The following is a 22976-nucleotide window of genomic DNA, read 5'->3' as shown; positions in this document are numbered from 1 at the left end:
GTATCAACGGCGGCGAAACAAGGTGCCCGTGGGGCGCGGCGAATAAACACCCTCGCCACCCACGAAGACCTCGCCGCTCGGTAAGGCGAAAATCGTATCCACCATGCTGTAGGCGAGCTTCGTCCACATGTTTTGCGCGGCGAGCTCGTCGGTCCACGTTTTTCCGCCGTCCTCGGAATGCTGGAACGTTCGATTGCGGCCACCCACGAAGATTTCACTTTTACCGCGACAAGCGAGCGCGCTGAGCTCCATCGGGCCGAAGGTATGCGCCTTCGCCCAGGTCTTGCCGCGATCCTTCGACTGATGGATCGAGCCGCTGGAGTCGATGATGTGCATCACGCCGTCGCCGGTGCCGCAAATGCCGCGGAGGGGCGCGGCGTTGATGTTCACGAGCGTCCAGGTCTTTCCGCGGTCCGTCGTGTGCACGAGCGCGGTCGTGCTCTGCCACGAGCCGTCCTTCGGGGCGGCGTCGCCGAAAGCCCAGACGTCGCGACCTTTGCCCCAGACGCCGTAGAGCCAGCGAAGGCCCAGCGTTTCCCCTTGCCGTTCCCACGTCTCGCCGCGATTCGTGGAGTGCAGGATCACGCCGTCCGAGCCGACGGCGTAGACGTCCTTCTCGTCGGCCCAGAACCCATTGTAATATGCATTCGCCGGGACCGAGGTGGTTTTCCACGTGACACCGCGATCCGTCGAGCGATAGATGACGTTTTTCGAGCCCACCCAGACCTCGTCGGGCGAGGTGCCCCAGACGCTGAGAGCCTGGGCCGATGGCGGGAGTTTTACGAGGCGCCACGTGAGGCCGCGATCGTTCGACTGCAAAAATTCGTCGGCGGTGGCGGCAAAGAGGAGGTCCCCGGCGCCCCATACCTCCCGCACCGGGGAATGGTAGTTGCCGTGCTCGCCGGTCCACGTGCCGGGCGGGCCGTCGAGCAGGGCCAAAGCCATCTCGCGGTACGGTTTGCCCTCGGGCGGAGGCCCGGGCGAAGGTTCGGGCGCCGCGGGCTTCTCTTCGATCGCCGCGGGTGCGGGCGGCTTCTCTTCGGTCGTCGTGGTCGGAGGAACCAGGGCCACGGGCGCGGATTCGACGGGCGCCGCGGCGGGCGCAGGTCCGGTAGAACTCCCGCCGCCGCAGGCGACCGCGAGGAGGGTCGCCGGCGCAGCGGCCCAGGGAAACAAGCGCGTGAGAGATCGGTGCATTCGCGTGCCTCGTTCGAGCGCGTCATCCTACCCGCAAGCGGTACGATGGAGATGGAGGTTCGCGCCTCCAGGGATGGAGGCTGAAACCTCCATCCGAGGCGCCGTTACGGGATGGACAGAGGCGCTTCCGCCCCCGCGCGGACCATACGCACGACGGGCACCTCGCCCGCGATGCCCTTGAGCGGCGCCGTGGCGCGCGTCGCGACGAGCTCGGCCGCGTGCACGGCGCCTTCGACCCCGGGCGCCTCGAACACCTCGCTCGTGCACACGATCTCCCCGGCCCTCGCAAGGCCCTGCACGCGCGCCGCGATGTTGACGGTGCGGCCAAAGTAATCGAGGCGCTCGTTGAGCTCGACCGCGATGCAAGGCCCCGTGTGCAGGCCGATCTTGAGCAGAAGGTCCACCTCTTTCAGCTCGGCGATCGCCCGGTTCATGAGGATCGCAGCGCGCATCGCGTGGATCGGCTCGGCAAAGCTCGCCATGACCGCGTCGCCGATGGTCTTCACGATGGCCCCGCCCTGCGCCGCGGCGATCGAGCGGAGGACGGAAAAATGCTTGCGGACGAGGTCATAGGCGCGGAGATCGCCGACGCGCTCGTAAAGGGCCGTGGAGCCCGTGAGGTCGGTAAAGAGGACGGTGACGCGCTTGAGCTCGAGCCCGCCCTCGGAGGGGATGCTTTCGGCGCGAAAGAGGTCGCGGAACGACTGCGACGAGACGAGCCGCGCCCCGGTGAGGTACGGGAGCAGCGGGTGTGTGAGGGGTTTTCCGGGCTCGGCCGGATCGGGCCAGGTGCCGCCGACAGGCGCGACGAAATACCCGACGGCATGGGTCGTGCGGTTCAACATGCGGAGCTCGACGCGGCCCGTGCCGACGTCGACGCGGGCCGGGATCGCACGGCCGTCGAGCAGCTCGAACGAGGCCTCGCGCGGGCCGCCCGCCTTCACGCGGACGTACACGGCAACGTGGCCCGCGGGCGCGAGCAGGACGAACTGCCCGGCTTCGGTAAAGTCGACGGCCGCGACGTGGGCCTCGCCGGGGAGCGCGCGTCCCGCGGCGAGGATGCTCTCGCCAAGCGCGCGGTGCGGGCTCGATGCAGGCGCGACGCTCGACGAGAAGTAGAGCCGGATGGCGTCCTCGCGCGGATCGACGCTGTCGGGCGAATGAAAGCGGATGCGGCGCGCCGAGGGGGCCACGGTGAACGCGACCTCGACGCGGTCGTCGATGGATCCCTCGAGGTGGAGGTTGCAGAAGTTGCAGTGCTTCGACTGGAGCGCGCGCAATCCGCCGGAGGTCGTGAGGAAAGCCATGCAGCCGGGGCAAAGCATGCCCCAGGCGAAATCGAGGATGCCGACGTGCGTGGCATGGAGGAAGAACTCGATGCCCTCTTGCTCGTCGAGGCCGTGGCTCGCCGCATACCGGAGAGGGCTCATGCGGAAGAGGGCCTCGTCCGGCGCGCTCGTGACGTACGCCGCGAAATCGTCGAGGGTGCGCGCCGAAAAGCGGTTCTTGCCGCGGAGGACGTCGAGCCGAAGGGAGAGGTCGGAGGGCGTCATGCCGCTCGATCCTACCAGCTCCCCACGGCTGCGCGAGCGTTCAGGGGGAGGCCTTTTCGAACGGGTCCGCGTACATCGGATCGACGAGCAACTCCTCGTCGGTGAGCGTCTTCAAGAAAGCGACGAGCGAGGCCTTTTGCTCGGGCGTGAGGTTCAACTTGCGGGGCTCGGTCGAGCCCTGGACGCGCAGGCGCGGGTCGAGGTTCGGGTGCGGCTTCACGCCGGAGTTGTAATGCTCGACGACCTCGGCGAGGGTCTCGAAGCGGCCGTCGTGCATGTAAGGCGCGGTGAGCGCCACGTTGCGGAGCGAGGACGACTTGAACCGGCCATTGTCCTCGGGGTTGCCCGTGATCTCGCCGAGGCCGTTGTCATCGATGTCGGTGGTCGCGTCGAGGCCGTTGTTCGTGGGGATGGCGATGAAGAAAAACGCGTTGTTCCGGCGCGGCGGCGGGTGAGGCGGGCCGTCGTCGAGGTGACACGCCGCGCAGCCGCCCGCGGGGCCGAGGAAGAGAGCCTTGCCCGCGTTCTCCTCGGGCGTGAAGTTCGGGAAGTCGGCAGCGATGTTGCCGCCCGCGGCCTCGATGCCCTCGTCGAAGCGCGAGCGGTACGAGACGATCGATCGGACGAACTGCGCGAGGGCGCGCGAGATGCGATCCGAGGTGATCGCAGGGTCGCCGAACGCTTTTTCGAAGAGCGCCGGGTAGTAGCTCTTCGCGGAGACGTTCGCGACGAGCTCCTCGAGGGTGAGGCCCATCTCGACGGGATCCTGGATCGGCCCGAGCACCTGATCTTCGAGCGTGGCGGCGCGTTCGTCCCAGAAGAAGCGGCCGTTGCGATAGTAGCGGGCGCCTTCGACGCTCATCGAGTTGCGCCCGGTCTCGCCGCCCTCGAAGCCGAGGCTCAGTCGCGTCGTGTCGGCGAAGGCGTCCTTCTGCTGATGGCAGGAAGCGCAGGCGACGGCGCCGTTTTTCGAAAGGGTTGTGTCGTAGAAGAGCACGCGGCCGAGGGTCGCGCCGTCGTTGGTGATGGGGTTTGCCAGAGGCGTGTTGTCCTGATCCTGCGCGAGCGGGCCCTGGAAATGCTGCGGCAAATCGATCTCGGCGTAGTTGTAGGGCGTCGCGGGGAGATCAAGCCCGTCGTCGGTCGCCACTGGGGGATCCGGCGGATCGATGGGATCGGGCGTCTCGGAAGCGGGGCCCTCGCAAGCGGCAAGGGCAGCCATGCAGGTCAAGGAGATCAAAGCCATCGTCGTCGTCTTGCGCACAAGGCACCTCTCGTCGTCGCCAGGGGGAAAGCCCGACGGCGAGACTGAGCAAATGAGGTGCCAACGGAGAGACAGGCGCAGCCGCGGGGGTGCGCCGCGGGCGAGGTACAGGGATGGAGTTATTCGTTGCCGAAGCCCTGCGAGCCTTTGCCTGGGTCCCGACCCACGTGGCGCGTGGCTCCTTGGCTCTGCTCGCCGCCGACATTCGTGCCGAGCGGGGGCTCAGACGTGCCGGGGGGCTCGTCGCGGTCCTGTTTGTCCTGCGGGACGTTTTGCCGGCCGGGATCGACCGCGCCCTGGTTGCCGACATTGCCCTCGGTGAGATCGCCGTATCCCGGCGCTTCTCCGAGCGGCGCTCCACGCTGGTTCGATTGGCTCATGCGTTTCCTCCTTTTCGCGGGCCTCCCATCGCGCGGCCCGGATCTCCCGTGATCTTGGCGCCCGGCGGGGCTGGTTCGTCGTATTGATGCGGATTGTCGGCGGTATAGCCGCGCTGGCTCGCTCCCTGCTGCCGAGCGATGTCGGCGATGGATCCGCTCGCGTCCGGATTCACGGTCCGCGTCGATTGCCCGGGCTCGATCCGCTCGGCGCCCGCCTCGTCACGCTTGCCCGCCCCCTGTTTGGCCATGTCCCCTTTCCTTTCCGCGCGGCCGCGCACGAGGTCCATGGGCCCAGGCGCCGTCCACGTCGAGCGCCCTCACGGGCTCGTCCCCTCCCGCTGCGCCGTGAATGCCCGCGATTGCCCGCCGGCCGGCATGACGTTCCCGTGAATGCGTGTCCCCTCGACACGGCCGCGGAAATGCATCTCGGGGCCCTCGGCCGTGCGGAAGCTCAACGCGTCGCCCTGCAGGACCACCTCCGCGAGCGGCAAGCGCCGATTGCCGATCTGGAGCGTGCCGCTCACGTCCTGGAACTCCTGCTTGAGCGTGAGCGTGGCCGGCGCCTCGCCCTGCGCCGTGGGGACCGACAAACGGTACGTGCCCTGCACGCTAGCGGGGACGATCCACAGATACACCTTGTCGTCGCCGACGTTTTCTTTCCGGTCGGGCCGCCATTCCCCCATGTCGAAGTCGTGCGAGACGATCCGCGCGCCGGGCTTGAGCTCGGTGAGCAATTTGTTGCGGATCTTCAGGTTGACCGAGGGCAGGAGGTAAAGCGTGACGACGGTCGCGTCCTTGATGTCCGCGTCGAAGAGGCTCTGCTGCCGGAACTCTACGCGATTGGTGACGCCGGCCGCCTTGGCATTGGTGTTCGCCTCCTGGATGCGCACCGGATCGATCTCGACGCCGACGGCGCGCGCGCCGAGCTTTTGCGCGGCCATGACCACGATGCGGCCGTCGCCACTGCCGAGGTCGTAGACGACGTCATCTTTCGTCACGCCGGCGATGCCGAGCATTCGCGTCACGGTCTCCTCGCGCGTGGGCACGAAGGGCACGTCTTTCTGGACGGTCTCCTGTCCTTGCGCGACCCGCGTCACCTGGGGCTTGCGCGCGCCCTCGGCGTGTGCAGTCGCCGGCAGGAGGCAAAGTGCGAGGTACGGAACGAGCATTCGCTTCGGCATGGGCCCTCTCTCCTCGTGATCGATTGCGTTAGCGACGAGCCTCCGCCGCCCGCCGCCGCGCGAGACCTCGCGCGCGCGGAAGGAGCAGCACCGGCACACCAGCAAGGAGCACACCCACGCCCACGAGCGCGCCAATGCCCGTGTACGCCAGGCTCGACCGGAGCATGTGCAGGCAGACGCCGCAAAAGAGCACCGGCACGAGGGGATACAGCGGCACGCGGAAGGGACGCGCGGCGTCGGGGTCCTTTTTGCGGAGCACGAAGAGCGACAGGCCCACGAGCAGGAGAAACCCCCAGAAGACGGGAGCCGTGTATTCGACCATGGTCACGAATCCGCCGCGCGTGACGTCGCCGAGGAGGACCAGCGCGAGCGCAATGGCGCCCTGGACGACGAGCGCGCTCCGCGGGGTGTCGGCCCCGTCGTGCCACCGGCCGAGGCGCCGGAAGGGCGCGAAGCTCTGGCCGAGCGCGAACGTCGTGCGCGCTCCCGTGAAGATGGTCGCGTTCATCGTGCTCAGCGCAGCGAGCGAGACGAGAATGCTGATGAGCGGGACGCCCACGGGACCGATGGCCCGGCGCATGAGATCGGCCGCGACGGCGTCGGAACCGGCAATGGCCTGGAACCCGAGGCCACGGAGGAAGATCAGGTTGACGGCCAAGTAAATCGCCGTGATGAGGCCAATGCCAATGACCAGCACCCGCACGACAGCGCGCCGGCCGCCGCGCAGCTCGGCCGAGAGGTAGGCCGCCTCGTTCCATCCGCCGTACGTGAGGAGCACGAAGACCATCGCCAGGCCAAACGCCGGGTTCGCCGCGGTCGCCGTCGCCGCAGTGGCCGGAGCCGGCGCGGGCGTGAGGACGAGGCCAGCGACGACCACGAGCACGAGGCCAAGGACGAGCGCGGCCGTGAGCGCACGCTGCAGGACGCGGCATTGCTTCAGGCCGGCGATGTTCGCGCCGGTCAGGAGGGCGATGACGAGGGCAGCCCAGACCGACGCGGAGTGCGGGCCGAACGAGGCCACCCGGGAGGCGTAATCCCCGATGAGAAAGGCCTGCATGGTGATGGATCCCGTCTGGATGACGGTCATGCGCGACCAGGCGAAGAGAAACCCCACCGTGCCGCCGAACGCTCGCGTGAGGTAGTGGTAATCGCCGCCTTTGTGGGGGTACGTCGAGGCGAGCTCGGCATAACAGAGCGCGCCGAGCAAGGAGGCCACACCTCCGAGCACCCAGGCGAGCATGGCGCTCCTCGCGCTCGTCACGTTCGCCGCGACGAGCGAGGGCGTCTTGAAGATGCCCGCGCCGATCACGATGCCGACCACGAAATAGACGCCGTCGCTGACCGAGAGCCCCCGCGCGTCGCGTTCGGAGGCTCGCCCCGCGGACGAAGTCGCTCGGATCCGGAGGGTGTCGAAAAAGCGTCGCATCGGCCCCCGAGTGCGTGCAGAAGCCAGGCCAGGCGGCGGGCGGCGCGCGGTCTCCGCCGAGAATTTGCCCGGCCGGCGAGCGCTCGGTAAAGCCCTCGGGCATGCGCTTGCTCCTCGCGTCCCTCCTCCCGTTTTGCCTCCTCCCGCTCGCGGCCTGTAGCTCCGACGAGGTCCAATGCACCACGATCGCCGCGGTCTCCGTGACGGTCACCGTCGTCGACAGCACCGAAACGGCCGTCACCGACGCCGAGCTCACGTATACGGTGAACGGCGGCGCCGCGAAGCCGTGCGAGCAGGTCATCGAGAACACCTACGATTGCGGCGTGGAAGAGGCGGGCGACTTCGTCATTACCGCAACGCGCGACATGGCGACGAAGACCGCGAATGTCACGGTGACCTCCGATGAATGCCACGTCATCGGCCAGGCTTTGACGATCACCATCGATTGATGCGTTTTGCCATGCAAACCCCGGCTCCTGCGCGCGCCACGCTCCTGACCCTCGGGAGCGCGCTCCTCGGCGCATCCTGCGTCGTCCAATCTCCGCTTCAAGCGACCATCGTGTCGGATCCGCAAACGGCCGCGCCCGCGCCGCAGCCGCCGGCGCAGGCGGCCGCGCAGCCGCCGGCCTCGGCCCAGCGGCCCGAGGTCGCGGTGATCCCGATCGAGGACGACCGGCTCTTCCGCGCCGAACGAGCGGCCCTCCGCGCCGAGCTCGCGGCGCACCTCGCCCGGGTCGCGCCCGATTACCTGATTCTCGGGCCGGCCATGGTCGATCCGAAATTGCGGCCCGTCTCCCAGAAAACCGGGCATCGATGCGCCTACGAGGGCGAACCCCTGTCGCGGCGCGCCCACGACGAGGGGTGGTTGACGACGGACGTCATCCACGTCTCCGGGGTCGCGGGGGGCAAGGGCGAGGAGCTCTGGGTCAACATTCTTCCGCGCACGGGCGGCCCCGAGGTCACGTTCCAGGCGCCCTGGGATCGGAAGCTCGGGATCGTGGATCGATATCGCGCGGCGTTCGCGTCGCTCGTCCGCAACGACGGCGCGGGCGGCCTCATCGGTGGCGTCGCCGGCCTCCTGGTGTGGGCTGATAGCAGCGCCCTCCGCGAAGGTCCCCTCACGCTCTGCGAGTATCAAAACTTCGGTCGGTGTGACCCCGGGAGCATCGACTGGAAAGATCGCGCGGGCAGCCTCGCCGCATGTTTTGCGAACGATGACGACGTGACCCGCGATTTTCTCGTGCAGGGCGATGCGGGCGGGCGGTATTGCGAAATGGAAAACCTCGACCTGCGGGACGGCCGCGAGGGCGCGCGCGAGGCTTGCGTGTGCCAGGCGCTCGTGGGTTCGACGGCGATCAGCAAGCGGCCCGGGCGGCGCACGATCCGCGTCCGATACGAGGCGCCGGATCTCGCCGGAAAGCCGCGGCCGGAGCTCCGTGTGATCGAGGCGAGCACGAACATCCACGTCGAGGACGACTGGCATTCGATGGATCAGGTGGTCGACGGGAAGAAGCGATACACGTCCGTCAAGCGGCTCGTGGTCGACAACGTCGATTCGTTGCAAGCGCCGCTCGCGCGTTGCGCGGCCCCTGCCGGCAGCGTGATCGTGGTCGATCTCGACATCCGCGAGGACGGCGTGCCCGCCGCGGGCAAGGTGGTCGTCGGGACGACCGATCGTGAGCTTTCCGCGTGCATCGAGAGAAACCTCGGCCGCGGCACGTTCACCTGCACGGACGACGGCAGCAGTGCGAGGGTGCGCGCAGCGCTGCATTGGCACGCTCCCTGACGCAGGAGATGGTCACTGCATTGACCATCGATTTCGTCTCGATTCGTCCTTTCAATGGTGCGTGCGGAGTGTATACTTCCGTCATGCGCAACTCGTCATTTGCCGTTGCGGTAGCCTCCCTCTTCCTCCTGCTCGGTTGCGAGCAGGCTTCTTCCGAGCAGGCGTCATTCGACCCGCTGCGTGGCGTCAAATTCGCGATTGTTCCCGCGCCGGAGCCGTGTGCTCCTGCGAGTGAGCTGCCCTCGATCGTTGCCCCGCCGTCCACGGAACCGCCTCCCACGGAGCCGCCTCCCACGGAGCCGCCTCCCACGGAGCCGCCGGATCCGACCGATCCGCCCACGGATCCGCCTCCGGATCCGACGGATCCGCCCGACGAATGCGACGTTCCGCTCCTCACGCGGACGCAGGGTTTCTGGAAGAACCACACCTGCGTCATCGATGGCGTCGTGGGTGGGCTCTCGCTCTTGCCGGTCTCGCTCGGCGCGACCGTGACATTCGATTCGTCGGCTGAGGTACAGGCGTATTTCCAGACGCCGCCCAAGGGCGACGCGCAGATCATCCTGGGCCACCAGCTCCTCGCGGCGAAGTTCAACGCCAAGGCATTCGGTATCGGTAACTACGTCTTCGCGGACGTCGACGCCGATGGGGATCTCGAGACGGTGGACGAGCTCCTCGCCCTCGGGGACGTTGCGTTCGACGAGGGCAGCGACGAGCGCCGCCTGGTTCTGGGCGCGGTTCTCGACGCATTGAACAATGCGGGAGATGGCGAGTCCTTGCCGTTCAATCCCGCCTGCGGAGGTCAGGGCGGAACGTAGGCGCTCTATCGCCCAGACCGCTCCTTCCGCACTTCGTCGATCACCGTCAACGTGAGGCGCACGGCGCGCTCGATCTGGTCGATTTCGACCAGATCGGGCGTGTCCGTGGGCTGATGGTAATCGGCGAGCGCGGCATCGGAGAGGAAAATCGTGGGGGTGTGCGGGCCAAACGGGACGCTGTCGGAGGCGTACCCGAGCCGTGTCATCGCCGCCTCAGGAATGCCAAACAGAGGTCGATCCTCGCGTGCCGCCGCACGATCGAGCAGCGCGCGGGTCCTTTCTCGATCCCGTGTCCCCACGACGAACCCGAGCGCCTCGGATGCGCGCGGAACGACGAGCCGGAGCGGCGATCCGTCGAGCAGGGGCCGGCCGACCATGTCCAGATTCACCATGAGCGCGAGGCGCGAGAGAGGCACCGTCGGCGCCTCGACGTAAGCCTTCGCCCCGAGCACGCCGCGCTCCTCGGCGCCAAACGCGACGACGACGAGGTCGAGATCCATCCCACGCAAAGCGTTCAGGCGGGCAATTTCGAGCAAAGCTGCGACGCCGGAGGCATTGTCATCAGCGCCGGGATATGCTTCGTCGTCGCGTTCGCCCTGCGCATCGTAATGGGCACCGACGAGGACGGCAAGGCTGTCGGGACGGGTCTTGCCGCGGAGATGGGCGATGACGTTCTGGTCGCGGACGCCGCTGCGCTCGAAGGGGACACAAGGGTCGTGGCCCTCGGGCGGTGAAAAACCGAACGAGAGGAAGGCGCGCGCGAGCAGATCGGCGACGCGGCGGTTCTCGGAGGAACCGGCCGCGCGGCCGTGGAGGGCGGGATCCGCGAGGAGATGGACCCACGCACGGAGGTTTTCCCGGGAGGGCTCGGGCGCGCGGAGGTCGAGGCGTGGCGCCGAGAGCGGCGGGAGATCGGCCGCGACGGCGCAAGCGGGCTGGATGGGCGGAGGCAAGGCGGACGGAGGCGCGGAAGCCGCCATCAGCGCGGGAGGCGCGGGCGGGGCCGTGGGGGGCGCAGCCGGAGCGCCACACGCGGCGAGGACGAGCGAGAGGGCGAGCGGGAAGCGCGGCATCGGCGAGAGGGTACGCCGGGCCGAGGCCGATTCACCAGATCAAGGTTGCGAGGAGGCCGTGGCGGATGCCTCGGCGTTGTCGTCGAGCGGCAGGATCCACGGTTTGGGCAGCAAGGAATCCTGGACGGTCGTGAGGTCGACGCTGGGATCGATGATCCGCCGGCTCGGTCGACCATTCATGGTCACCCACGCATCCGCGTACACGGCCACGTGTTTGCCCCGGCGCGTGTAGTCGTCCGCGACGTGGTGCGCGAGCTCGAGGATCATGTCCGGGCTCTGCGCCATCATCTTCGTCTGGAGCGGCGTGAGCCACCGGGAAGGCTCGGCGCGGATCGTCCGGCCCGTGGCGTGGTCGTGGATGCGGAGCTCGACATAGCCGAGTTTTTCCACGAGCATGACCCTCCAGGCAAACCTGAATCCCTCCTCGCTCCAGGCCGTGTTCCCAGGGTAAAGGAAATGGCGGAGCGGGAGCGCAATCTGCACGATCGCATGCACCGCGAGGAGCGCGAGCCCCATCCGCTGCCACGCGCCGAGCGTACGCGGCGGCTCTGGGGCTGTGAGATCCTCGGGAATCGAACAGGCAAACCGGCGCGAGAGCCGCGCGAGGAGCGGACGCGGCCAGCTCGGCGGGAAAAAGATCAGCGCGGACGCGGACATGATCCACGGAAAGACGCCGATCGGAAAGAGCATGCCCGTGATGAAATGAAAGCCGATCACCGCGGCATACGCGAAACGCCGCGTGCGATCGCGCAGCAGGAAAAACACCACGGTGAGGTCGAACGCGGCGCCCGCGAAGCTCGCGGCGCGCGCGACCCAGTGCTCGGCGAGCAAGGGTCCGACGAGCGGGATGTCCGTGTGCGCCGAGAGCCAAATGCCGAGCGGTTCGCCGCGCAGGAGCCAATCCGAGCCGAGCTTCGCGATCCCGGCGAATACGTACACGACTCCGATCTGGAAGCGCAACAGCAGGAGCGCCCAGGCCGGCGCGGTGCGGCTCGCGAGCGCCGGGTTTCTCCATGCGTCGATCGACGCCGCCCGGTGGAGCGGCAGGAAGATCATCAGGAAGGAGAGGATGCTGATGAGGTAATAGTGATTGAGATAGGTCGCCTTCTCCAGGAGCTCGACGTACGTGAAGGCGACGAACAGGACGGCCGCGGCGGCGCGGTAGAAGAGACCAACCATCACGAGGGCGCTCGCGAGACCGAGGACCACGAAATGGGCGTACATGCCCCAGCTCGGCCAGGGCGAGACCCACGAAAAACCGAAGTAATGGAAGTGGAACGGGGGGGCGATGTAAAAATCGCGGATCCAGCCGTTCGCCCAGAACCGGACGATGCTCATCAGCATGAGCGCGCCGAAGAGGATACGGAACGCGGCGAGGGACGCGATGTCGACGGGGCGGAAGAGCCTCTCGACGAGGCTCTCCCGTGGCGATGTCTCAGTCACCGTCATTGTCACTCAAGGTGACGCTGACGCCGAGGACGCTGGCGACGTCGGTGGAGAGCACACGCCGCAAGACCCGGAGCGCGTCGTGCGCCTTGGTGACAGCCGCAGGATCACTCGTGATCGCGGTGCGCAGAGGTCCGGGGATCGCCGAGGTCGCGGCCATCGCGTCCGTGAGGGCCTTTCGAACGGAGGAATCGATGGCCGGGCTACGCGCGGCCACGAGCTCCGTGACACCACGCCCGCTTTGGTCGCCGTGGCGGCCGAGGTAGACGTCCTCGATGCCGCGGAGCGTGCCGAGCAGGTCTTCGATGGAGTTGTCGCTGAAGCGTGATTCGACGAGCGTCGGATCCGGCCCGGCGCCGCTCACCGCGCCGAGCGGGCCCGAGACCCGGTTCTCGGCCACCGCCTGCATGGCGAAGACGAGCAGGTTGACGACCCGCGCGATGCCGTCCTGCCCCGTGAGGAAGAGCGTGCTGCCCGACCCCGCTTTCGCGACCTGATCCACGAACGCGCCGCCTTCCAGGCTCCACGCTTCCTGCGCTGTCGTCGCGTCCGCGGCGATCGTCTCGGCGAGGGCGCGTGCATACGCACAGCGCTTCTTCCCCGCCGCATCCGCGGCCCCGAGGGACGCGAGGACCGCGGCATTGCCGCCCGCCGGATCGAAGAGCATGTATTCGAGCGCCGGCAGGCCCTTCGTGGCCACGCCGAGCGAGGCGATGTGCGTGGCGGTGACGGGCTCGGGCGCGGCCGTGATCGCGGACTCGATCGAGTCGGGACGCGCAGGCCAGAAGTCGAGGGCGGTGCCGAGGCGGAGGTCTTCCACCGGGCCGAACCGGAACGCCTCGGCATGCTTCCACGGCACGCGCGCCGCGCGCCACGCCGCCTGCGCGGCTTTCAGCGTGTCTTCCGTCGGCGCGTCGCAGAACGCCGCGACGGCGGGAGGTAGTGGGAGCGCCTCTTTTTCGAGCTCGTCGTAGATCGGCAGCATGACCTCGTAGGCGAGGTCGTGCATCACCGCGCGTTGCGCCGTGTCGTCAGCGGTGGGCGTCTCGCACGAGGCTGCCGCGAGGGCGAGCGTCATGGTGAGGGCGAGCGCGGATCGGGAAGGAAAGGCGGGCGGGGACAAGCTCATAACGACTCCAGGAACCGAACGAGCGCGCGGCGCTCCTCGGCCGGCAGGGCGCGGAACGCCTCGCGGGAGGCTTCCGCCTCGCCGCCGTGCCAGAGCACGGCCTCGACGAAGCCGCGCGCGCGGCCATCATGTAGCAGATTTTGGTGGCCATTGACGGTCTCGAGGAGCCCGAGGCCCCAGAGAGGCGGCGTCCGCCACTCGCGCCCGTCCGCCTCGAAATCGGGCCGGCCGTCCGCGAGCGCCTCGCCCATGTCGTGGAGGAGCAGGTCCGTGAAGGGCCGGATCGTCTGGCCCGAGAGCTCCGGGTAGCCGTCGAAGGTGCCGGTGCGAAACACGGGCGTGTGGCAGTTGCCGCAGCCGAGCTTCAGGAACTGTTGCTTGCCGGCGAGGACCACGGCGTCGCCCACGTCGCGGCGCGCAGGGACGGCCAGGGTGGTCGAGTAAAACGCGACGTCCCCGAGGATCTTTTCGCTCGCCTCGGGGCTGCCGCCGGTCGGGGCGGCCTTGCAATCGGCCTGCACGTCCGTGCACTCCTGGGTCAGGAACATCGACGTGGTGATGCCCATGTCCCCGAGGAACGCGCCCGCCGTCTGCTGCATGAGCGTCGGCTGGTTCGCCTTCCAGCCGAATCGACCGAGCGCAACGGCCCCGCGCGCCACGTCCCATACGTGGTTCGCCCGCCCCGAGATGCCGTCGCCGTCGGCATCGTCCGGATCCTCGGCCTTCAGGAGGTCCTCCTCAGCGATGGCTTCGAGCAGGCCGAGGCCGATCATCGCGGGCGCGACGCGCGCGGAGATCAACGTGTCCGGCTGCATGTCGCCGCGGGCCGCGGCGGTCGTGTAGACGGGTTTGCGGAGGCTGTACGTCTCGCCGTCCGGGAACGAGCCCGGCATTTCTTCATAGGCGACGAACGCGTCGCCCTCCGGCCCGACGTTGGGGATCGCGCGCGGCTGGAGCTGGCCGCCGTAGACGGGCTCGGGAGCGGGGCCGCCGTGCGCGTCCACGCCGGGGATGCTGAGACGGAGGAGGACCGAGACGAGGGGTTCGGCCGGATCGTCCGGCGGGCTGCCGCGGCCGTCGAGGAGGTGACAGGACGAGCACGAGCGCGCATTGAAGAGCGGCCCGAGCCCGTCCCGTCCTTCGGTGGAGGCAGGAGCGATGACCCAGTTTTCCTTGAAAAACGAGTTTCCCACGAAGAACGCGCTGCGCCGCTCCGGCGTCATGTTGCGGGCCGAGAGCGAGTAGGCGTTTTTCGAGGTGTCGTGCACCGTGGTCTCGCCGCCGGAGAGCTCTTCCCCCGGCTCGGCCGAGAGCCCGGTTTCCCCGGGCGGGGCCTCCGCGCCGCAGCCGAGGACCACGAAGACCAAAGGAAACACGGGCCATCGCATGGCGATCACTCCTCGATGTTGAGCTCGATGCCGAGCAACGTCGCGACCTCGATGATCGACGTCGTCTGCTTGCGGAGCGCGTCGATCGCCGCCTTCACCTTCTGCCGCCCGGGCGCCGTGTCGTCGCCGAGAATCGCCTGATCGAACGGATTTCCAATGGCCTCGATCGCGGCGATGCTGGCCTCCATCTCCTCCTGGAGGCGCGCGTCGAGCGCCGGATCACGCTCGCGCACGAGCTCGTCGAGGCCGGGCCGGTCGACCTGGCCGAAGCGGCCGAGGTAGACGTTCTGAATGCCGCGCGCGTTGTTGAGCAGATCCTTGTGCGTGTTGTCGCTGAAGCAGGAGTGCTCGTCTTCCTGCTCCTTCGTGTCCCACGCGACCTGCATCCGCTCGCCGGCGAGCTCGGCGCCGCTCAGGCTGCCGAGACCGAGCAGAATGCGGCGCAGCGCCTCCTCGGGCGGGAGCGCGACGAACGACGCCCGATACGCGCCGCCCTCGGGCGCCCATTCCGCCGAGACCGAGCCGAGATCCGAGAGCAGGAGTTTTCCTGCCGCGAGGAGGTACTGCCCGCGCCGCTCCTGGTTCGCGGCCGTGCCCATGTCGACCACGTAATCGGTGTACGGGCGCTGCCCGGGGCCGTCGGCGGAGAGGTCCTGCCCCCAGAGCAAGAACTCGATCGCGTGATACCCGGTCGCGATGTTCTTCTCGCCGTCCTTCTCGTTCAGTTCGGCGATCGTGGACTCGTCGATCGTCGGGTACGTGGCCGCATCGTTGATGATGCCCGCATTGGCATTGCCGTCCACGTAATCGACGTAGGCCTCATCCATCGGCCAAGCGTTGATGCGGCCCTCGGGGCCGTCGTCGTCGTCGATGGGACCGCCATAAAAGCGGAAGGCCTCGGTCAGGCCGTACGGATCACGCGCGAGGAGCCACTGCTCGCGGGCGGCATCGAGCTTCGCCTGCGAGGGCTCGGCCACGAACTGGGCGAGCGAGGCATTGAGCGAAGCGGATTCGTCCATGGCTTCGGCGTACGAGTCGTGCACGAGGGACGCGTACGCCTCGATGATGGGCGGCGCGGTCTCGGAGAGGGGCTTCGTGCCCGACGCGGGCTCCTCCGACCCGCAGCCGGTGAGCAGCCCGGCCACGGCCGTCACGAAGGCCGCGGATTTCAAGATTCGTTTCGCAGGCTTGGTCATGTCTCGGTACTCCAGAAATTGAAAGTGACTTTCACTTGTCACAGACGACCGAGCCCTGTCAAGCGGAACGGGGCCTTCGTGTTCAGCGATCGGTGGGGCGGATCACGCCTGCGGCGCGGAAGGCTTCGTCGAGGTCCGCCTGGACGTCGCCCGTGGGGAGCGTCGTGGATCGACCGTCCTCCACGACCTCGAGCGCCGAGCATTCGTAACAGATGACGAGATCGACGGTGCGGCCTCCCTGCACGGCATGCACGCCATGGCGCGGGTTGAAGCATTTCGCCTGCGTGCCGCCCTTGCGCACGCCGGCATTGACGATGCCGGCGATACGCTCGCGCGCCTCGGGGCCTTCGACGTCGCCCTTCGCGAGGACCTGATGTCCGTGGAACGTCTCGACGCCCGGCGGCGGCTCTTCCCCGCGGTCGGGATCGAGCGCGAGGACCTGGAACGAATCGGCCCCTTCGAGCACGGCCACCGCGGAGTCCGGGAGCGAGCTGCAGCCAAGAACGGGCGCGGCGACGAGCGCGAGGAGGGCCGTGGCACGGGCGACGAAGGGAATTCGCATGGATGCGATCTTATCTCGCAGATTTGACGTACCCGTCCAGACGAAGACTCGTGATACCCAGACGGAGCCGCGTCCGGATTGGCGCGCGGACGGAGGAGTCATGGATCGTTCTTTCCTTTTCCGGCGCCGGATCGCGGCGCAGTTGCTCGGCGTTGCACTCGCAGGGATGGGCGTGGCGGCCACGCAGGGTTGTGGCAGTGACGTCGACTCGGGAGGCCAGGGAGGCCAGGGAGGCCAGGGAGGTCAAGGCGGCGCCGGCGGTACCGGGCTCATCGGCTCAGGCTCCACCTTCGAGACGAAAACGGAGTGCTTCGCCTGGCCCGAGGGAGACGCCGGGAGCGGCGGCTCGAGCGGCGTCGGCGTCGGCGGCGCAGGCGGCGCAGGCGGGAGCGGCGGCGCAGGCGGCGCGGGCGGCTCGATGGTCCCCCCCTGCCCGCCCAAGGACGCGGCGTTGATGCACCTGCCGAGCGGCTCCCCCGCAACGTACTGCAGCGCCGTCGTGAATACCGAGGGGGCCTTCGAGGACGGCCAGTGCTGCTACGAGGTGACGTACGAGACCTGCGGCGCCGTCGGTCGGCCCTACCTCGTGGAAGGCCGGGCCCGCGCGGCGACGCGCACAGCGGGCCGATCCAACTGGATGGAGAGCCCCCTCCCCTCGCCCAACCTCGCCGGTTTGTCCCCGGACGAGCGCGCCCAGCTCGCCGTCGCCTGGACCCACGACGGCCTGCTCGAACATGCCTCGATCGCGTCCTTCGGTCGTTTCGCGCTGGAGCTGCTCGCCGTGGGGGCGCCGGCCGATCTCGTGGCACGCGCGCACGAGGCGGCGCTCGACGAGGTCCGGCACGCGCGCCTCGCCTTCGCGCTGGCGTCGGCCTACGCCGGGGAGCCGATCGGGCCGGGCGCGTTCCCGTTTGCCGGGGGCGCGGTGGACGTGAGCGCGAATCTCGCGGACATCGCCGCGCGCGCGGTGCGGGAAGGCTGCATCGGCGAGACGCTCGCCAGCCTGCTCGCGGCCGAGCAAGCCGCGCGGGCGACGGATCCGGCCGTGCAGGAGGCGCTCCTGGCCATCGCCGAGGACGAAGCCAGGCACGCGGAGCTCGCGTGGCGGGCGGTGGCGTGGGCGCTTCGGAGCGGGGATGCGTCCGTCGCGCGGGCCGTCCGGGCGGCCTTCGCGGAGGCGCTCGCCGCGGGCGTCACGCTGGAGGTGCGAGCGGGCGGGGCGGGCGCGCTCGAGGCGCATGGGCGGCCGGAAGCGGCCGTGCTGCGAGCCTCGATGGCGCGCGCGCTCGAGGAGGTGGTGCGGCCGGCCGCAACGGCGCTCCTAACCGCGCCGACCGGTGAAGGCCGCGAGCGCGCGGAGCGCGGGTAGCATCACAAGACCCGCGGCAAACGCCGCCGTGAGGCCGAGGACGCTGCGCGCCTTGGCCACCTTCGGCAGGAGCGCCGCGCCGGCGAGGGCCAGCGCCGGCGGCGCGCTCCGCTGCGGCGACGACGCAGCCGGCGCCCACGGCCGCTCGGGCGTCGGCTTCGTACCCGTGAAGAAGTCCACAAGCGACTTCGTGAACACCGGCAGATCCTGCGGTCCGCGGCTCGAAATGATGTTGCCGTCGCGCACGACCGCCTCGTCTCGCCAGGTCGCCCCCGCGTTCACCAGGTCATCCCGGATCCCGGGCCACGACGTGATGTGCCGCCCGCGCAGAATGCCCGCTGAGGCGAGCACCCACGGCCCGTGACAGATCGCGCCGATGGGTTTGCCCGCCGCGTCGAAGGCCCGGACGAACTCGCGCACCTCCTGGCTCTGCCGCAGAAAATCCGGCCCGATGAACCCGCCCGGCACGAAGAGCGCGTCGTACTCGCCCGGATCCGCCTCCCGGATCGTCCGCTGCACGCGCACCCGCCGTCCCGGGACGTCGACGTTCATCCCGACGATCTTCCCGGGCCTTAGCGACAGCACCTCGACCTCTCCGCCCTCGTCGCCGATCGCCCGCGCCGGGCCGAAGAGCTCGACTTGTTCGAACCCGTCCGCCGCGAGCACCGCGATCTTCCGGCCCGCGAGCCGCTTGCGCCGCGACGGTCGCGCCGCGAAGAAGCTCGCGATCCCGAGGGCGAGGTACTTGGCGAGCGTACCCGAGTTGCCCATCGCGCGGCGGAAGTTCGGGACGAGGCGGTCGGGCAGGACCAGCGCGTCGAAGGCGTACCCGCCGAGCGCCGAGAGCGAGCTGGCGAGCAGGATGTCCCGGGGCCGCTCGGGACGGGCCCGCGCCAGCACGCCCTGGTACGCGAGCCCCCAGCCGAGGAGGCCCCCGGTGAGTAGCAGGAAGCCGAGGGGCGTGACGCCGCGCTGGAACCGGATGCCGACCCGCCGCGTCGGCACAGCCGCCGTGGCCATCGCGTTGAGCCCGGCCCACGGTGAGCCTCGCTCGATCGTCGAAGAGCTCATCATGGCCGTCGCGGTCGCCGCCGTCAGCGCGGCGCCCGTCCACAATCCTCGCCTCACGATTGCTCGCATGGTCTCTCCTTCCGCGTCGTGCACCCGGAGAGAGCCGCGGATTGCATCACAAGTGCCACGTCCGAGCGGCCGGACGCTCTCGGCCCGGGGGTTCGACGCGGTGTGGCGGACGAAACTCCGGGCAATCGGTCGTCCGACCTGCTACGGTGCGCGCCTTTCTACATGGGGGCGCCGCTCGGACGAACCGAGCTCCTTGCCCCGCTCGCATCCGATGACCGAAATCGACACCCTTTCCCCTGCACTCGCGGCTGCCTTCCAGAGCCGCGGTTACACGACCCTCACCCCGATTCAGCAAGCCGTCCTCGACCCGGCCCACGCGGGGCGCGACCTGCGCCTCTTCTCGCAGACCGGCTCGGGCAAGACTGTCGCCATCGGCCTCGTCCTCGCCCCCGACCTCGAGCGCATCCTGGCCGAGCGGGCGAGCGCGGCCCCGGCGTCCGCACCGTCTGGCGCGGCCACGCCTGCCACGATCGTGATCGCTCCGACGCGCGAGCTCGCCGCCCAGCTCGCCCGTGAGCTCTCGTGGCTCTTCCGGCCCCTCGGCGCCACCGTCTGCGCCGTCACCGGCGGGACCAGCATCCCGCAGGAGCTCTACAACCTCCGGCAGGGCCCGCTCGTCGTCGTGGGCACGCCCGGTCGTCTCGTCGACCACCTCGAGCGTGGCGCGATCGATCCCTCGCGCGTCTGCGCGGCCGTGCTCGACGAGGCCGATCAGATGCTCGACATGGGCTTCCGCGAGGAGCTCGAGACCATCCTCGGCAAGATGCCCGAGGAGCGCCGCACCCACCTCGTCGCGGCCACATTTTCGCGCGAGGTCTCGGCCCTGGCGAACCGCTACCAGAAGGACGCCGTCGCTGTCGAGGGCACGAGCCTCGGCGAGGCGAACCAGGACATCACGCACGTCGCGCACCTCGTCAAACCCGATGACCGCGACGCCGCAGTCGTGAACCTGCTCCTCCTCGCGCCCACGGAGCGCGCGCTCGTCTTCGTCCGCACCCGCGAGGGCGCCTCCGAGCTCGCCGAGCGGCTCGGGCAGGCCGGTTTTTCGGCGCGCGCGCTGAGCGGCGAGCTCGAGCAGCGCGAGCGCACCCGCACCCTCGCGGCCTTCCGCTCGGGCGCCGTGACCACGCTCGTCGCGACCGACGTGGCTGCGCGTGGGCTCGACATCCCCGACGTCGGCCGCGTCATCCACGCCGATCCTCCGAGCGATCCGGAGACCTTCACCCATCGGAGCGGCCGCACCGGCCGGGCCGGGCGCAAGGGCACGAGCGTGATGCTCGTCCCGCCGCAGGCCCGCGACTACGTGGCTCGCCTCTTCCGCGGCGCCGGCATCCGCGCCACCTGGTCGGCCGCGCCCTCGCCCGAGGACGTTCTTCGCGAGGCTGACGTGCGTCTCGCCGCCGAGCTCCGCGCCCCCGCGGCCGAGCCTGCCGATCCGCGGCTCCAGGCCCTCGCGGCGTCCTTGCTCGCCGACATGGATCCGGCCGTGCTCGTCACCACGCTGCTCGCCCGCTCGCGCCACACCGGCCCTGCGGCGCCGCTGCCCGTCACGCCGCTCGTCCCGCACGAGCCGCTCCCGCGCCGCCCCCCGGAGCCTCGTTCCCCGCGAAACGCGCCGAACGCTGGCGCGTTCGTCCCGTTCCAGGTGAGCTGGGGCGGCCGGCACGGCGCCGATGCGCGCCGGCTCCTCGCGCTCGTGTGCCGGCGTGGCGGCATTCGCAGCGATCAGGTTGGCGCCATTCACGTCGGCGACTTCTCGTCGAGCGTCGAGGTCGCGACGCCCGTCGCCTCGGACTTCGCCCGCTCGGCGGCGCGTCCGGACGAACGGGATCCGCGCGTCCGCATCCGGCCCATGCCCGAATCGAACGGCGACACGCACGCACGCCCGGCGCCTCGGCCCCGCGGCCGTGGTCCGCTCGGCGGCGACGAGCCCCCGCGCCGCTTCCGCAACCATTTCCTCACGCGCTGAAGCCTGGACACGCGCGCCGGCCACGGCGAAAGTGGCCTTCATGCCGCGCGCGTTCGCCCGCCCACGCGTCTCCGCACACCTCTCGGCCGCCGCCTTGGTCCTCGCCGCAACGGGCCTTGGCTGCGGCCCCTCGGGGACGAACCCTCCGGCCCCGCGGCGCACCCGCATCGCCCTCGACTTCACCGGCGAGAGCGGCTTCTTCGGCGCGCCCTTCCCGAGCGACGCGCGCCTCACGGCGAGCGGCACGGCCGACCTCTCGGCCTTCCCGAACCCCTCGAACAACGGCATCGCCGCGCAGATGATCGACCTCGCCGGCGACGTCCGCGGCTTCGGCACCACCACGGCCGTCTACTTCGGCCTCGACGGACCCTTGCCCGCGGGCGAGCTCCTCGCGCCCGTGGACAGCCTCGCGCCCGAGGCCCCTGCCCTCCTCCTCGACGTCTCCGCGTCCGGTCCCGATTCCCTTCGCCGTTCCCCCATCTCCGCCCATTTCCTCGAAGACGGTGGCCCGTACGGCGCGCCCAACCTGCTCGCCCTCCTCCCCGTGCAAGGGGTCCCGCTGCGGCCGAACACCACGTATGCGGCCGTCGTCCGGACATCTCTCGCGGATCGCGATGGCGCCCCGCTCGGCGTCTCCCCGGCGATGGCGGATTTGCGCGCCGGCAAAGCCCCGGCCGGCATGTCCGAGGAGGCACTCGCGACCTACACGAAGGCGCTCACGGCCCTCGCCGAGGCGGGCATTCCGGCGGACGAGATCGCCGCGCTCACGGTTTTCACCACGGCCACGCCAATCGACGATTATGCGCGTGTCGCCGAGGCCATGCTCGCGGAGCCGCTCCCCGCGCCGTCTTCACCGTTCGTACGGAACGAGGTCTTCGACGCGTATTGCGTGTACGAAACCACGATGGGTTTGCCCGTATATCAAAGCGGGGAACCCCCGTATACCTCGGCGGGCGGCAACTGGGTCTTCGACACCGCGGGCAACCCCATGCTCCAGCGGTACGAAGACGCAAACTTCGTCGTCACCGTCCCGCGCCGCCCCATGCCGCCGGCCGGATACCCCATCGTCCTTTTCTCGCGCACGGGCGCGGGCGGCGAGCGTCCCCTCGTCGATCGCGGCGTCCGCGCCGAACCGGGCGGACCTGCGCTCGAGCCTGGCACCGGCCCCGCGCTCACCTTCGCCCGCGCTGGCTTCGCGGGCGCCAGCGCCGACGGCCCTCACGGCGGCCTGCGCAACAAGACCGGCGGCGACGAGCAGTTCCTCGTCTTCAACGTGGGAAACCCCGTCGCCCTCCGCGACAACATCCGCCAATCCGCCGCCGAGCTCGGCCTGCTCACGCATATCCTCGGCGCGCTCGAAATCGACGTCGCCGATTGCCCCGGCGCGGACGCGGCCGGCGGAAAAGCTCGTTTCGACACGGAGACCCTCGCCCTCATGGGCCATTCGATGGGCGCCTCGATCGTCCCGCTCACCGCGGCCTTCGAGCCACGCGTCCGTGCCTTGCTCCTGAGCGGCGCGGGCGCGAGCTTCCTCGCGAACATCGTTCACAAGCAAAAACCGCTCGCCACGCGCCCGCTCGCCGAGTCCCTCGTCGGCGTCAGCGGCACGGGGTACACGCTCACCGAGGTCGATCCGCTCCTGAACCTCCTGCAATGGGCCGGCGAGCCCGCCGACGTGCAGCCGTACGCCTCGCGGATCCTGCGCGAGAGCGAGGGCCCGCCGCGGCATGTCCTCATGATGCAGGGCATCGTCGACCATTACATCCTGCCGCCCATCGCGAACCCGATGAGCCTCTCGCTCGGCCTCGACCTCGCCGGCTCGCCACTCGACGCCTCGCACCCCGAGCTCGCCGTCTACCCCCCGCTCTCCGCGCTCCTCTCGCTCGGCGGCCGCGCGGAAATCCCCCTGCCCGCGTCGGGCAACGTCGACGGGGCCACCGCGGTCGTCGTGCAACATCCGGAAGACGGCGTCGAGGACGGGCACGAGGTCGTCTTCCAGACCGAGCCCCCGAAACACCAGATGCAATGTTTCCTCGAAAGTTTTGCGAAGGGCACCCCGCGTGTCCCGACGGCGGCGCCCGTCAGCGCGGCTTGTGATTGAC

20 protein-coding genes are annotated in these 22976 nt (G+C 69.6%); 6 read left to right on the top strand and 14 right to left on the bottom strand.

Annotated elements, in window-relative coordinates:
- Positions 1–3: 3 nt before the first annotated feature.
- The 7 genes from KEG38_RS42420 to KEG38_RS42390 all read right to left on the bottom strand — a co-directional run bounded on the left by KEG38_RS42420 (position 4) and on the right by KEG38_RS42390 (position 7001).
- Entirely contained in the window at positions 4–1197 is a 1194-nt protein-coding gene (locus KEG38_RS42420; RefSeq protein ID WP_272426401.1) for a sialidase family protein, read from the bottom strand.
- Positions 1198–1301: 104 nt separating this feature from the next.
- A complete protein-coding gene (locus tag KEG38_RS42415; protein ID WP_272426399.1) occupies positions 1302–2750 on the bottom strand; it encodes an adenylate/guanylate cyclase domain-containing protein in 1449 nt (482 codons plus the stop codon).
- Between the two features lie 40 nt (positions 2751–2790).
- Positions 2791–3996, bottom strand: a complete 1206-nt coding sequence (locus KEG38_RS42410) for a cytochrome-c peroxidase (protein ID WP_272426398.1) — start codon at positions 3994–3996, stop codon at positions 2791–2793.
- A 137-nt stretch (positions 3997–4133) separates the two neighbouring features.
- A complete protein-coding gene (locus tag KEG38_RS42405; RefSeq protein WP_272426397.1) occupies positions 4134–4394 on the bottom strand; it encodes a hypothetical protein in 261 nt (86 codons plus the stop codon).
- Complete coding sequence (locus KEG38_RS42400; RefSeq protein ID WP_272426396.1) at positions 4391–4642, bottom strand: hypothetical protein; 252 nt, start codon at positions 4640–4642, stop codon at positions 4391–4393. The genes KEG38_RS42405 and KEG38_RS42400 overlap by 4 nt, the downstream gene beginning before the upstream one ends.
- Before the next feature lie 69 nt (positions 4643–4711).
- Positions 4712–5575 carry a class I SAM-dependent methyltransferase gene (locus KEG38_RS42395; protein WP_272426395.1) on the bottom strand — a complete coding sequence of 288 codons (864 nt, stop codon included), beginning with the start codon at positions 5573–5575 and terminating at the stop codon, positions 4712–4714.
- A 28-nt stretch (positions 5576–5603) separates the two neighbouring features.
- A complete protein-coding gene (locus tag KEG38_RS42390; protein ID WP_272426394.1) occupies positions 5604–7001 on the bottom strand; it encodes an APC family permease in 1398 nt (465 codons plus the stop codon).
- Between the two features lie 101 nt (positions 7002–7102).
- Here KEG38_RS42390 and KEG38_RS42385 point away from each other — a divergent pair, with 101 nt between their 5' ends.
- The 3 genes from KEG38_RS42385 to KEG38_RS42375 all read left to right on the top strand — a co-directional run bounded on the left by KEG38_RS42385 (position 7103) and on the right by KEG38_RS42375 (position 9602).
- On the top strand, positions 7103–7450 hold the full coding sequence (locus KEG38_RS42385; protein WP_272426393.1) for a hypothetical protein: 348 nt from the start codon (positions 7103–7105) through the stop codon (positions 7448–7450).
- An 11-nt stretch (positions 7451–7461) separates the two neighbouring features.
- Positions 7462–8787, top strand: coding sequence for a hypothetical protein (locus KEG38_RS42380; RefSeq protein ID WP_272426391.1), 1326 nt, complete (start codon positions 7462–7464; stop codon positions 8785–8787).
- A gap of 83 nt (positions 8788–8870) precedes the next feature.
- Positions 8871–9602 carry a hypothetical protein gene (locus KEG38_RS42375; protein WP_272426389.1) on the top strand — a complete coding sequence of 244 codons (732 nt, stop codon included), beginning with the start codon at positions 8871–8873 and terminating at the stop codon, positions 9600–9602.
- Positions 9603–9607: 5 nt separating this feature from the next.
- Here KEG38_RS42375 and KEG38_RS42370 read toward each other — a convergent pair whose 3' ends face one another.
- The 6 genes from KEG38_RS42370 to KEG38_RS42345 all read right to left on the bottom strand — a co-directional run bounded on the left by KEG38_RS42370 (position 9608) and on the right by KEG38_RS42345 (position 16396).
- Complete coding sequence (locus tag KEG38_RS42370) at positions 9608–10675, bottom strand: M28 family metallopeptidase (protein ID WP_272426387.1); 1068 nt, start codon at positions 10673–10675, stop codon at positions 9608–9610.
- A 39-nt stretch (positions 10676–10714) separates the two neighbouring features.
- On the bottom strand, positions 10715–12118 hold the full coding sequence (locus KEG38_RS42365) for an HTTM domain-containing protein (RefSeq protein ID WP_272426385.1): 1404 nt from the start codon (positions 12116–12118) through the stop codon (positions 10715–10717).
- Positions 12111–13199: an imelysin family protein gene (locus KEG38_RS42360; RefSeq protein WP_272426384.1), complete on the bottom strand. Its 1089-nt coding sequence runs from the start codon at positions 13197–13199 to the stop codon at positions 12111–12113. Before KEG38_RS42360 ends, KEG38_RS42365 begins: the two co-directional genes overlap by 8 nt.
- Before the next feature lie 47 nt (positions 13200–13246).
- Entirely contained in the window at positions 13247–14638 is a 1392-nt protein-coding gene (locus KEG38_RS42355; RefSeq protein WP_272426382.1) for a di-heme oxidoreductase family protein, read from the bottom strand.
- A 5-nt stretch (positions 14639–14643) separates the two neighbouring features.
- Positions 14644–15834, bottom strand: coding sequence for an imelysin family protein (locus KEG38_RS42350; RefSeq protein ID WP_272426381.1), 1191 nt, complete (start codon positions 15832–15834; stop codon positions 14644–14646).
- 82 nt (positions 15835–15916) lie between these two features.
- Positions 15917–16396, bottom strand: a complete 480-nt coding sequence (locus KEG38_RS42345) for a hypothetical protein (protein ID WP_272426379.1) — start codon at positions 16394–16396, stop codon at positions 15917–15919.
- A gap of 100 nt (positions 16397–16496) precedes the next feature.
- Here KEG38_RS42345 and KEG38_RS42340 point away from each other — a divergent pair, with 100 nt between their 5' ends.
- The gene (locus KEG38_RS42340) at positions 16497–17765 is read left to right on the top strand and encodes a ferritin-like domain-containing protein (protein WP_272426377.1); all 1269 of its coding nucleotides are present in this window, start codon (positions 16497–16499) and stop codon (positions 17763–17765) included.
- Here KEG38_RS42340 and KEG38_RS42335 read toward each other — a convergent pair.
- Positions 17718–18905: a type 1 glutamine amidotransferase domain-containing protein gene (locus KEG38_RS42335; RefSeq protein ID WP_272426375.1), complete on the bottom strand. Its 1188-nt coding sequence runs from the start codon at positions 18903–18905 to the stop codon at positions 17718–17720. The genes KEG38_RS42340 and KEG38_RS42335 overlap by 48 nt on opposite strands.
- A gap of 211 nt (positions 18906–19116) precedes the next feature.
- Between KEG38_RS42335 and KEG38_RS42330 the strand changes: the two genes are divergently transcribed.
- Positions 19117–20874, top strand: coding sequence for a DEAD/DEAH box helicase (locus KEG38_RS42330; RefSeq protein ID WP_272426374.1), 1758 nt, complete (start codon positions 19117–19119; stop codon positions 20872–20874).
- A gap of 40 nt (positions 20875–20914) precedes the next feature.
- Entirely contained in the window at positions 20915–22975 is a 2061-nt protein-coding gene (locus KEG38_RS42325; protein WP_272426372.1) for an alpha/beta hydrolase, read from the top strand.
- Position 22976: the final 1 nt, after the last annotated feature.

This window comes from Polyangium jinanense (assembly GCF_028435265.1).
Classification (GTDB): Bacteria; Myxococcota_A; Polyangia; order Polyangiales; family Polyangiaceae; genus Polyangium; species Polyangium jinanense.
This window is presented reverse-complemented; position numbering and strand designations above follow the sequence as displayed.

Bases quoted from the DNA above. Each gene is read 5' to 3' on its own strand.
- KEG38_RS42375 (WP_272426389.1), top strand. From the start codon at position 8,871: ATGCGCAACTCGTCATTTGCCGTTGCGGTAGCCTCCCTCTTCCTCCTG.
- KEG38_RS42330 (WP_272426374.1), top strand. From the start codon at position 19,117: ATGACCGAAATCGACACCCTTTCCCCTGCACTCGCGGCTGCCTTCCAG.
- KEG38_RS42370 (WP_272426387.1), bottom strand. From the start codon at position 10,675: ATGCCGCGCTTCCCGCTCGCCCTCTCGCTCGTCCTCGCCGCGTGTGGC.
- KEG38_RS42360 (WP_272426384.1), bottom strand. From the start codon at position 13,199: ATGACGCTCGCCCTCGCGGCAGCCTCGTGCGAGACGCCCACCGCTGAC.
- KEG38_RS42405 (WP_272426397.1), bottom strand. From the start codon at position 4,394: ATGAGCCAATCGAACCAGCGTGGAGCGCCGCTCGGAGAAGCGCCGGGA.
- KEG38_RS42415 (WP_272426399.1), bottom strand. From the start codon at position 2,750: ATGACGCCCTCCGACCTCTCCCTTCGGCTCGACGTCCTCCGCGGCAAG.
- KEG38_RS42325 (WP_272426372.1), top strand. From the start codon at position 20,915: ATGCCGCGCGCGTTCGCCCGCCCACGCGTCTCCGCACACCTCTCGGCC.
- KEG38_RS42340 (WP_272426377.1), top strand. From the start codon at position 16,497: ATGGATCGTTCTTTCCTTTTCCGGCGCCGGATCGCGGCGCAGTTGCTC.
- KEG38_RS42395 (WP_272426395.1), bottom strand. From the start codon at position 5,575: ATGCCGAAGCGAATGCTCGTTCCGTACCTCGCACTTTGCCTCCTGCCG.
- KEG38_RS42410 (WP_272426398.1), bottom strand. From the start codon at position 3,996: ATGGCTTTGATCTCCTTGACCTGCATGGCTGCCCTTGCCGCTTGCGAG.
- KEG38_RS42385 (WP_272426393.1), top strand. From the start codon at position 7,103: ATGCGCTTGCTCCTCGCGTCCCTCCTCCCGTTTTGCCTCCTCCCGCTC.
- KEG38_RS42400 (WP_272426396.1), bottom strand. From the start codon at position 4,642: ATGGCCAAACAGGGGGCGGGCAAGCGTGACGAGGCGGGCGCCGAGCGG.
- KEG38_RS42335 (WP_272426375.1), bottom strand. From the start codon at position 18,905: ATGCGAGCAATCGTGAGGCGAGGATTGTGGACGGGCGCCGCGCTGACG.
- KEG38_RS42390 (WP_272426394.1), bottom strand. From the start codon at position 7,001: ATGCGACGCTTTTTCGACACCCTCCGGATCCGAGCGACTTCGTCCGCG.
- KEG38_RS42355 (WP_272426382.1), bottom strand. From the start codon at position 14,638: ATGCGATGGCCCGTGTTTCCTTTGGTCTTCGTGGTCCTCGGCTGCGGC.
- KEG38_RS42345 (WP_272426379.1), bottom strand. From the start codon at position 16,396: ATGCGAATTCCCTTCGTCGCCCGTGCCACGGCCCTCCTCGCGCTCGTC.
- KEG38_RS42350 (WP_272426381.1), bottom strand. From the start codon at position 15,834: ATGACCAAGCCTGCGAAACGAATCTTGAAATCCGCGGCCTTCGTGACG.
- KEG38_RS42380 (WP_272426391.1), top strand. From the start codon at position 7,462: ATGCAAACCCCGGCTCCTGCGCGCGCCACGCTCCTGACCCTCGGGAGC.
- KEG38_RS42420 (WP_272426401.1), bottom strand. From the start codon at position 1,197: ATGCACCGATCTCTCACGCGCTTGTTTCCCTGGGCCGCTGCGCCGGCG.